General features: G+C 58.1%; 6 protein-coding genes. 5 read left to right on the top strand and 1 reads right to left on the bottom strand.

Annotated elements, in window-relative coordinates:
* The first annotated feature begins 415 nt into the window (after positions 1-415).
* The 4 genes from metA to aceK all read left to right on the top strand — a co-directional run bounded on the left by metA (position 416) and on the right by aceK (position 6,402).
* On the top strand, positions 416-1,345 hold the full coding sequence (gene metA, locus DXXMK7_RS18915; RefSeq protein ID WP_038665129.1) for a homoserine O-succinyltransferase: 930 nt from the start codon (positions 416-418) through the stop codon (positions 1,343-1,345).
* A gap of 292 nt (positions 1,346-1,637) precedes the next feature.
* Positions 1,638-3,236, top strand: a complete 1,599-nt coding sequence (gene aceB / locus DXXMK7_RS18910) for a malate synthase A (RefSeq protein ID WP_038920388.1) — start codon at positions 1,638-1,640, stop codon at positions 3,234-3,236.
* A gap of 23 nt (positions 3,237-3,259) precedes the next feature.
* Positions 3,260-4,567 (top strand): isocitrate lyase, encoded by a 1,308-nt coding sequence (gene aceA / locus DXXMK7_RS18905; RefSeq protein ID WP_038920387.1) that lies wholly within the window; start codon positions 3,260-3,262, stop codon positions 4,565-4,567.
* 77 nt (positions 4,568-4,644) lie between these two features.
* Positions 4,645-6,402, top strand: coding sequence for a bifunctional isocitrate dehydrogenase kinase/phosphatase (gene aceK / locus DXXMK7_RS18900; protein ID WP_038920386.1), 1,758 nt, complete (start codon positions 4,645-4,647; stop codon positions 6,400-6,402).
* Between the two features lie 6 nt (positions 6,403-6,408).
* Here the strand turns inward: aceK and iclR are convergent, their stop codons facing one another.
* A complete protein-coding gene (gene iclR / locus DXXMK7_RS18895; protein ID WP_038665141.1) occupies positions 6,409-7,239 on the bottom strand; it encodes a glyoxylate bypass operon transcriptional repressor IclR in 831 nt (276 codons plus the stop codon).
* Positions 7,240-7,403: 164 nt separating this feature from the next.
* Here iclR and metH point away from each other — a divergent pair, with 164 nt between their 5' ends.
* Positions 7,404-11,087: a methionine synthase gene (metH, locus tag DXXMK7_RS18890; RefSeq protein WP_038920385.1), complete on the top strand. Its 3,684-nt coding sequence runs from the start codon at positions 7,404-7,406 to the stop codon at positions 11,085-11,087.
* Positions 11,088-11,108: the final 21 nt, after the last annotated feature.

Here is an 11,108-nt window from a genome sequence, read left to right as displayed (position 1 = left end):
ACATAAGGAACCCCCGGTTATGCCGGGGGTTTTTTGCTTTGGGGGGTGCGGTGGCAGAACCGAGTGCCAGGGCGGAGATGGCCGGCGGCCCGATGTTTTTTACTACCCTACCGCCTTGTCCTTTTACTGATCTTTTGAACGCTGTCCGATATTTTTTTCACTTTTCTGCAATACCTTCTCTCCTATCTCTCCTTTACCGTGGTTCCCATTACTTTGCATCAGCAGAGGAACTGTCTCGCTTTGCGCCATACTGTGTAATTCTTATGCTAAAAATGGATATATAAATCTGATTTCTGATGAAAGATTTTCAACCAGACGGTTATGTACTCGACATTGCTCTGGAAAGTCGTTATCTTCGGCAGCCTAGAAGGCTAAACGTATAAACGTATAAACGTATGCAGTGAGGTGTAAGGTTATGCCAATCCGGGTTCCTGATGAGTTGCCAGCTGTCAGCTTCTTGCGCAATGAAAACGTCTTTGTAATGCCGTCTTCCCGAGCCAGAACGCAGGAAATTCGTCCGTTGAAGGTGTTGGTGCTTAACCTGATGCCAAAGAAAATCGAAACGGAGAATCAGTTCCTGCGGCTCTTGTCGAATTCGCCACTGCAGGTGGATATTCAGTTGTTGCGCATTGATAGCCGGGAATCGAAGAACACGCCTACGGAGCACCTCAATAACTTCTACTGCGACTTTGAAGATATCGAGCACGAGAACTTTGACGGTTTGATCGTGACCGGCGCGCCGCTGGGGCTGGTGGATTTTTGCGATGTGGTGTACTGGCCGCAGATCGAGCGGGTGGTGAACTGGGCCAAAGAGCATGTCACTTCTACACTGTTTGTGTGTTGGGCGGTTCAGGCGGCGTTGAATGTGCTGTACGGCATCCCCAAGCTGACCCGCGACGTGAAATTATCCGGCGTGTATTCACACCATACGTTGCAACCGCATGCCCTGTTGACGCGCGGTTTTGACGAAACCTTTCTGGCACCACATTCCCGCTATGCGGATTTTCCTTCCGACGTGATTCGTGAGCACACCGATCTGGATATTCTGGTGGAGTCTGAGGAAGCCGGTGCCTACCTGTTTGCCAGTAAGGATAAGCGGCTGGCGTTTGTGACCGGGCACCCGGAGTACGATGCGCTGACATTATCGAGCGAGTATTTCCGTGACTACGATGCCGGCCTTAATCCAGTAATCCCGGTGAACTATTTTCCGGGGGATAACCCCCAGAAAACGCCGCGGGCGACCTGGCGTAGCCACGGCCATCTGCTGTTTTCCAACTGGCTGAATTACTACGTTTACCAGATCACGCCGTTCGATTTGCGTCATATGAATCCTACGCTGGATTGACGCTTTCCTCTCATTCTCTCCCGTCAGGCGCCTCATGGCGCCTTTTCTTTTTCCTGCTCAAGCGATCTCAGATTTCCTCCACTTACTATTCATGGAATGCATTTCTCTATTACGTATAACTTTAATTTTAAATTAATCATATGCTTGAATTGAATTTAAATTAAAAATGGAAATTGTTTTTGATTTTTAATTTTATTGAATTAGGCTTAGTTCTGTTGGCTGAAAAATGTTCGGAATGAGTTCGCAGATTGAACAGCCGATAAGGCGAGGACAACGGAATAGGAACGACGACATGACACAACAGACGATAAGCAGGGAACTGGTGTTCACCACCGCATTTGGTGAGGCAGAACGACAGATTCTGACGGCTGAGGCGGTGGATTTCCTCACCGCGTTGGTCAGCCGGTTCACTCCGCAGCGCAACCGTTTACTGGCTGAGCGCCAGGCGGTGCAGGCAAGAATTGATAACGGTGAATTACCCGGTTTCATTTCGGAAATGGATTCCATAAGGGAATCCGACTGGAAGATTCGTGGTATTCCTGCTGACCTGCTGGATCGCCGGGTAGAGATTACCGGCCCGGTGGAACGAAAAATGGTGATTAACGCCCTGAATGCCAACGTGAAAGTCTTTATGGCGGACTTTGAAGATTCGCTGGCGCCCAGTTGGCCGAAAGTGATTGAAGGGCAAATCAACTTGCGGGATGCGGTGCGCGGCGCCATCACCTACACCAGCGAGGCGGGAAAGATTTATCAGCTCAAGCCTGACCCGGCGGTGCTGATTTGTCGGGTGCGTGGCCTGCACCTGCCGGAAAAACACGTGTTGTGGAATGATGAACCCATCCCCGGCAGTCTGTTCGATTTTGCGCTCTATTTTTTCCATAACTACCGCCAGTTGCTGGCAAAAGGCAGCGGCCCCTATTTCTACCTGCCGAAAACCCAATCCTGGCAGGAGGCCGCCTGGTGGAGCGAGGTGTTCAGCTATACCGAAGAACGTTTTGGCCTGACGCGCGGCACTATCAAAGCCACCATCTTGATTGAAACCCTGCCTGCCGTGTTCCAGATGGACGAAATTCTCTATCACCTGCGCGACCACATTGTCGGGCTGAACTGCGGCCGTTGGGACTACATTTTCAGCTACATCAAGACGTTGAAAAATCACCCGGACCGGGTATTGCCGGACCGGCAATCAGTCACGATGGACAAACCGTTCCTGAACGCTTACTCGCGTTTGCTGATCAAAACCTGTCACCGGCGCGGCGCGTTTGCGATGGGCGGGATGGCCGCGTTCATTCCCAGCAAAGACGCGGAGCGCAACGCCTGGGTGCAGGAAAAAGTCAGGCAGGACAAGGAGCTGGAGGCTCGTAATGGTCATGACGGCACCTGGATCGCCCATCCCGGTCTTGCCGACACGGTGATGCCGGTATTCAATCGCCTGCTGGGCGATCGTCCCAATCAACTGGATGTGCTGCGTGAAGACGATGCGCCGGTGACCGCCGACGAACTGCTGGCGCCTTGTCCGGGGGAGCGTACCGAAGCCGGCATGCGCGCCAATATCCGCGTCGCGGTGCAATACATCGAAGCCTGGATTTCCGGCAACGGTTGTGTGCCGATTTACGGACTGATGGAGGATGCCGCCACCGCCGAGATCTCCCGTACCTCCATCTGGCAGTGGATTCACCACGGCAAAACCCTCAGTGACGGCAGGGTGGTGACCAAGTCGTTGTTTCGCCAGATGCTGGCGGAAGAGATGCAGGTTATCCGCGGCGAGCTGGGCGACGCCCGTTTCGACGACGGCCGTTTCGATGACGCCGGCCGTTTGATGGAACGCATCACCACGCAGGACGCATTAATCGATTTTCTCACCTTACCCGGTTACGACTTACTTGATTAATCCTGTTTAAAAAAGGAATCGCTATGAGCACCTCTCGTACCCAACAAATCGAGCAACTGGAACAAGAGTGGAACACGCCGCGCTGGAAAGGCATTACCCGCCCGTACCGCGCCGAGGATGTGGTGAATCTGCGCGGGTCGGTGAACCCCGCCTGTACGCTGGCGCAACTGGGCGCGGAAAAGCTGTGGAAGCTGTTGAACGGTAAGTCGCGTAAAGGCTACGTCAACTGCCTCGGCGCGTTGACCGGCGGGCAGGCGTTGCAGCAGGCGAAAGCCGGGCTGGAGGCGATATATCTGTCCGGCTGGCAGGTGGCGGCGGATGCCAACCTGGCCGCCAGCATGTACCCGGACCAGTCGCTCTACCCGTCCAACTCGGTGCCGTCGGTGGTGCAGCGTATCAACAACACCTTCCGGCGCGCGGATCAAATCCAGTGGGCCAACGGCATCGGGCAGGATGACCCGCGTTATACCGACTACTTTTTGCCGATCGTCGCCGATGCGGAAGCCGGTTTCGGCGGGGTGCTGAATGCGTTTGAACTGATGAAATCGATGATTGAAGCGGGCGCCGCCGCGGTCCATTTTGAAGACCAACTGGCGTCGGTGAAGAAGTGCGGCCATATGGGCGGCAAGGTGCTGGTGCCGACGCAGGAAGCGGTGCAGAAACTGGTGGCGGCCCGGCTGGCGGCGGATGTGCTGGGCGTGCCGACATTGCTGGTGGCGCGTACCGACGCCGACGCGGCCGATTTGCTGACCTCGGATTGTGATGATTACGACCGGGACTTCGTCACCGGCGAACGCACGGTGGAAGGGTTTTACCGCACCCGCGCCGGGGTGGAACAGGCGATCAGCCGCGGGCTGGCGTATGCCCCTTACGCCGACCTGGTGTGGTGTGAAACCTCAACGCCCGACCTGGCGCTGGCGCGGCGTTTCGCCGAGGCGATTCACACCCGTTTCCCCGGCAAACTGCTGGCCTACAACTGTTCGCCGTCGTTCAACTGGAAGAAGAATCTGGACGATCGCACCATCGCCCGTTTTCAGGATGAACTGTCGGAGATGGGGTACAAATACCAGTTCATCACGCTGGCGGGTATCCATAGCATGTGGTTCAACATGTTCGACCTGGCGCATGCCTATGCGCAGGGCGAAGGCATGAAGCACTACGTGGAGAAAGTACAGCAGCCGGAATTTGCGGCCATTAAACAAGGGTACACCTTCTCGTCTCACCAGCAGGAAGTGGGCACCGGTTATTTCGACAAAGTGACCACCCTGATTCAGGGCGGCGCGTCGTCCGTCACCGCGCTGACCGGTTCGACGGAAGAACAGCAGTTCTGAACCGGAAGATCGCACCATCGCGGCCAGCCTGATGCTGGCCGCGTGTCGTTACATCGATGGCGTCAGAGGAGAGGTGGATGAGTCGAGATCGGGAACAACTGGTGGCGCAGACCATTCTGCAAGGGTTCGATGCGCAGTATGGCCGGTTTCTGGAAGTGACTGCCGGCGCACAGCAGCGCTTCGAGCAGGCGGACTGGCATGCGGTGCAGCAGGCGATGAAGCAGCGTATCCAGCTCTATGACCATCATGTCGGGCTGGTGGTGGAGCAACTGGGCTGCATCACCGACCGGCAGTGTTACGACGCGGCGTTCGTCGCGCGGGTCAAACAGATTTATACCGCGCTGTTGCCGGACTATCCGCGCTTCGAAATCGCGGAGAGCTTTTTCAACTCAGTGTATTGCCGGCTGTTTCATCACCGTGAACTGACGCCGGACAAACTGTTCGTGTTCAGTTCGCAGCCGGCACGGCGTTTTCAGGAAATCCCGCGTCCGTTGGCTCGTACTTACCAGCCCGACAACGGCTGGCCCGCGATGCTGGAAGCGGTGCTGACCGCTTTGCCGCTGCGGTTGCAGTGGGAAGACCTGACGCGAGACATCGGCTATGTGGTGCGGTCGCTGAGGGAAGCGTTCCCGGCGGCGTCGCTGGCAAACGCTTCGCTACAGGTGGCGAACGAGCTGTTTTACCGCAACAAAGCGGCCTGGCTGGTGGGGAAACTGCGTTTGCCGGGCGGCGTGTTCCCGTTTTTGCTGCCGATTCACCACGACGAGCGCGGCGCGTTGTTCATCGATACCTGCCTGACCCGCCATGCGGACGCCAGTATTGTGTTTGGTTTCGCCCGTTCCTACTTTATGGTTTACGCACCGCTGCCGTCGGCGCTGGTGGCCTGGCTGCGGGAGATTTTGCCGGGTAAAACCACCGCGGAGTTGTATCTGGCGATCGGCTGTCAGAAACACAGCAAGACCGAATATTACCGCGAGTACCTCGATTTCATCGCCAGTACGCAGGAGCCGTTCATTACCGCGCCGGGGGTAAAAGGAATGGTGATGCTGGTGTTCACGCTGCCGACTTTCGACCGGGTGTTCAAGGTGATCAAAGATCGGTTTGCGCCGCAAAAAGAGGTCAGCGAAGCGCGGGTGCGGGAGTGTTACCGGCTGGTGAAGGAACACGACCGCGTCGGACGTATGGCGGACACTCAGGAGTATGAAAATTTCGTGCTGGAGAAAGCGCGCATCAGCCCGGAACTGCTGGCGGAATTATGGCGGGAAGTGCCGGACAAACTGGAAGACCTGGGCGACCGGCTGGTGATTCGCCATCTGTACATGGAGCGTCGCATGACGCCGCTGAATCTCTACCTGGAACAGGTCAACGGTCAGGCGCTGCGCGATGTGATTGAGGAGTACGGCAACGCCATCCGGCAACTGGCGGCGGCCAATATCTTTCCCGGCGATATGCTGTTCAAGAACTTCGGCGTCACCCGCCACGGCCGGGTAGTGTTTTATGACTACGACGAAATCTGCTACATGACCGAGGTAAATTTCCGCGACATTCCGCCGCCTCGCGATCCGGCGGACGAACTGGCGGCCGAACCCTGGTACAGCGTCGGGCCGAATGATGTGTTTCCGGAAGAGTTTCGCCAGTTTCTGTGCAGCGACCGCCGCTTGCTGCCGCTGTTTGAAGAGCTGCACGGCGATCTGTTTCGGGCTGAATACTGGCGGGCGTTGCAGCAGCGGATTCGCGACGGTCACATCGAAGATGTCTACGCTTACCGGCGCAGAAAACGCTTCAGCTTACGTTATGCCGACCCGGTAACGTCAGCGGACGCGCTGACGTTATAACGCCGGTCAGCGCGCGCCGCCGTACTGATAGGTGATCTCTTTCGCCGCCTTGATCACCAGCGCGCCCAGTTCGGTGATGCGATCATCGGTGATGCGGGATACCGGCCCGGAAATGGAGATAGCGGCAAACGCTTCGTGGTGTTCGTCGAGAATGCAGGCGGCGACACAGCGCAAGCCCAGCGCGTGTTCCTCATCGTCCAGCGCGTAGCCCTGCCGGCGAATGCTGGTCAGGTTCTCCTTCAGCGTCTGGGCGCTGAGGGTGTGCGGGGTATAGCTGTGCAGCCCTTTGCGGTGCAGCAACTGGGTGATTTTGTCGTCCGGCAGCATGGCGAGGAACGCTTTGCCGGCGCCGGACGCGTGCATCGGCAGTTTACCGCCGATCGGCGCGGACATGCGCATCAGCGCGGTACACTGCACCTGATCGATGATAATGGCCTGATAATCACTCTGATCCAGCACCGCCAGATTCACCGTTTCACCAGAACTCTCCATCAACTGACGCAACATCGGGTGCACCAGACTGAGCAGATTACGGCTTTGCAGAAAGCTGCTGCCGACGATAAACGCATGGGTACCGATGGTCCACAATCCCAAATCGCCGACCTGGCGCACAAATCCCTGCTGCTGCATGGTGGTCAACAACCGATGGGTCGTGGAGTTGGGCAGGCCCGCCTGCTGGGCCAGGTCGGTCAGCGCGATGCTGCCGTTGGCTTTGGCGATGTATTCCAGCAGCGTCAGACCACGGGTCAACGACTGCACCTGTCCGGCAGGTTGAGCGGGGCTGGCGGCGGCAGCGCGGGGTTTTTTGCCGCGTTTGGCGGGTTCGGGTGGCGTCATCGTCGATTTCCTTTTTCATATCATGGAATCGATTTTCGTTTTTTTAGCGCAGAATGCAACCGTCTTGTCAGGCGGTTTTATCAACCGCGTACTGCGCTGGTGCGACGGGCTGTTATGCTAGGATAAAGGTTCGCACAGACGAGGGTGATAACGAGAATAAAATGATGGCAAATCGGTTACAGGCATTACAGCAGCAGCTGGCGCAACGCATTATGATTCTGGACGGCGGCATGGGCACCATGATCCAGAGCTACCGCCTGCAGGAAGAAGATTACCGCGGCGAACGTTTTGCCGACTGGCAGTGCGACCTGAAAGGCAATAACGACTTGCTGGTGCTGAGTAAACCGGAGGTGATCACCGCCATTCATAACGATTATCTGGCGGCGGGCGCGGATATTCTGGAAACTAACACCTTCAACGCCACCCGCATCGCTATGGCCGACTACGAGATGGAAGCGCTGTCGGCGGAAATCAATACCGTCGCCGCCCGGCTGGCGCGGGCCTGTGCCGACGAGTGGACGGCGCGTACGCCGGAGCGCCCACGCTATGTCGCCGGGGTGCTGGGGCCGACCAACCGCACCGCGTCGATCTCGCCGGACGTCAATGACCCGGCGTACCGTAATGTTAGCTTCGACCAACTGGTGGAAGCATACCGCGAATCGACCCGCGCGCTGGTTGAAGGCGGCGTTGATATCATCCTGATCGAAACCATTTTCGACACCCTGAACGCCAAAGCCGCCATTTTTGCGGTAGAAACCGAATTCGAAGCGCTGGGCGTCACGCTGCCGGTGATGATCTCCGGCACCATTACCGATGCCTCCGGCCGTACTCTGTCCGGCCAGACTACCGAAGCGTTTTATAACTCGCTACGTCACGCCCGGCCGCTGTCGTTCGGTCTTAACTGTGCGCTGGGACCGGACGAACTGCGTCAGTACGTGGCGGAACTGTCGCGCATCGCCGAGTGCTATGTGACCGCACACCCCAACGCCGGCTTGCCGAATGCCTTCGGCGAATACGATCTGGATGCGGACGAGATGGCGCGCCAGATTGGCGAGTGGGCGCAGTCCGGCTTCCTGAACATTATCGGCGGATGCTGCGGCACCACGCCTGAGCATATCGCCGCGATGGTTAAGGCCGTCGACGGCGTGGCGCCGCGCGCGTTGCCGACGCTGCCGGTGGCCTGCCGCCTGTCCGGGCTGGAGCCGCTGAACATCGGCGACGACACGCTGTTCGTTAACGTCGGCGAACGCACCAACGTCACCGGTTCCGCTAAATTCAAGCGCCTGATTAAAGAAGAAAAGTACAACGAGGCGCTGGACGTAGCGCGTCAGCAGGTGGAAAGCGGCGCGCAGATCATCGACATCAACATGGACGAGGGCATGCTCAACGCCGAAGCGGCGATGGTGCGTTTCCTTAACCTGATCGCCGGCGAACCGGATATCGCCCGGGTGCCGATCATGATCGACTCCTCCAAGTGGGACGTGGTGGAAGCCGGGCTGAAGTGCATTCAGGGCAAAGGTATCGTCAACTCGATTTCGATGAAAGAAGGCGTGGAGGCCTTTGTGCATCACGCCCGGCTGGTGCGCCGTTACGGCGCCGCCGTGGTGGTGATGGCGTTTGATGAAGTGGGGCAGGCGGATACCCGCGCGCGCAAGATTGAGATTTGCCGCCGCGCCTACCAGATCCTGACCGAAGAAGTCGGTTTCCCGTCGGAAGACATCATTTTCGACCCGAACATTTTTGCCGTCGCTACCGGCATTGATGAGCACAACAATTATGCGGTGGACTTTATCGAGGCCTGCGCCGACATCAAAGCCCAACTGCCGCACGCGCTGATTTCCGGCGGCGTGTCCAACGTGTCGTTCTCGTTTCGCGGCAACGAGCCGGTGCGCGAGGCGATTCACGCCGTGTTCCTGTATTACGCCATCCGCAACGGCATGGACATGGGCATCGTCAACGCCGGTCAGTTGGCGATCTACGATGATTTACCCGCCGAGCTGCGCGATGCGGTGGAAGACGTGATTCTCAACCGGCGCGACGACGGCACCGAACGGCTGCTGGCGATTGCCGAGAAATATCGCGGTAGTAAGTCCGACGACGACAGCAACAAAGGCGAGGCCGAATGGCGCGGCTGGCCGGTGAGAAAACGGCTGGAATACGCGCTGGTCAAAGGCATCACCGAGTTTATCGAGCAGGACACCGAAGAGGCGCGGGCGCAGTCGACTCGCCCTATCGAAGTGATCGAGGGGCCGCTGATGGACGGCATGAACGTGGTCGGCGACCTGTTCGGCGCCGGCAAAATGTTCCTGCCGCAGGTGGTGAAGTCGGCGCGAGTGATGAAACAGGCGGTGGCGTATCTGGAACCGTTCATTCAGGCCAGCAAAGAGCAGGGCTCCAGCGCCGGCAAGATCCTGCTGGCGACGGTGAAGGGCGACGTACACGACATCGGCAAGAACATCGTCGGCGTGGTATTGCAGTGCAACAACTATGAAATTATCGATCTGGGCGTGATGGTGCCGACCGACAAGATCCTCAAGACCGCGCGCGAGGAGAACGTCGATATCATCGGCCTGTCGGGGCTGATTACGCCGTCGCTGGATGAAATGGTCAACGTCGCCAAAGAGATGGAGCGCCAGGGCTTTACGCTGCCGTTGCTGATCGGCGGCGCCACCACTTCCAAGGCGCACACCGCGGTGAAGATCGAACAGAACTACAGCGGCCCGACGGTATACGTGCAGAATGCGTCGCGCTCGGTGGGCGTGGTGTCGGCGCTGCTGTCGGACAGCCAGCGCGACGACTTTGTGGCGCGCATTCGTAAGGAATACGAAACGGTGCGCATTCAGCATGGTCGCAAAAAACCGCGCACGCCGCCGGTGGCGTTGGGCGTGGCGCGCGACAACGCCATGCCGATCGACTGGGAAAGCTATACGCCGCCGGTGGCGCATCGCCTCGGCGTACAGCCGGTTTCCGCCGGCATCGAGACATTGCGTAACTACATCGACTGGACGCCATTCTTTATGACCTGGTCGCTGGCGGGCAAATACCCCAACATTCTTGAAGACGAAGTGGTGGGTGAGGAGGCCAAACGCCTGTTTGCCGATGCCAACGCCATGCTGGATACCCTGTCGGCCAGCGGCACCTTGAACCCGCGCGGGGTGGTGGGGCTGTTCCCGGCCAACCGGGTGGGCGATGACATCGAAATCTATACCGACGAGCGTCGTACCGAGGTGCTGACCGTCAGCCATCATCTGCGCCAGCAAACCGAAAAGACCGATTTTCCCAACTACTGTCTGGCGGATTTTGTCGCGCCGAAAACCAGCGGCAAACCGGATTATTTCGGCGCGTTCGCGGTGACCGGCGGGTTGGAAGAAGACGAGCTGGCGGCGCAGTGGGAAGCGCAGCACGACGACTACAACAAGATCATGCTCAAAGCGCTGGCGGACCGGCTGGCGGAAGCGTTCGCCGAATACCTGCACGAGCGGGTGCGCAAGGTCCACTGGGGCTATGCGCCGAACGAGAACCTCGGCAATGACGAGCTGATCCGCGAGAACTATCAGGGCATCCGACCGGCGCCGGGTTACCCGGCCTGTCCGGACCACACCGAAAAAGCGACCATCTGGCAACTGCTGGACGTGGACAATACCGTCGGCATGAAACTCACCGAGTCCTACGCCATGTGGCCGGGCGCGTCGGTGTCCGGCTGGTACTTCAGCCACCCGGACAGCAAGTATTTCGCCGTGGCGCAAATTCAGCGCGACCAGGTGGAAGACTACGCCGCTCGTAAATCGTTGCCGATCGACGAGGTGGAGCGCTGGCTGGCGCCGAATCTGGGGTATGATGCGGATTGATATAAAAGTTATTCATGAAAC

The organism is Dickeya sp. MK7 (genome assembly GCF_000406305.1).
Lineage (GTDB): Bacteria > Pseudomonadota > Gammaproteobacteria > Enterobacterales > Enterobacteriaceae > Dickeya > Dickeya fangzhongdai.
This window is presented reverse-complemented; position numbering and strand designations above follow the sequence as displayed.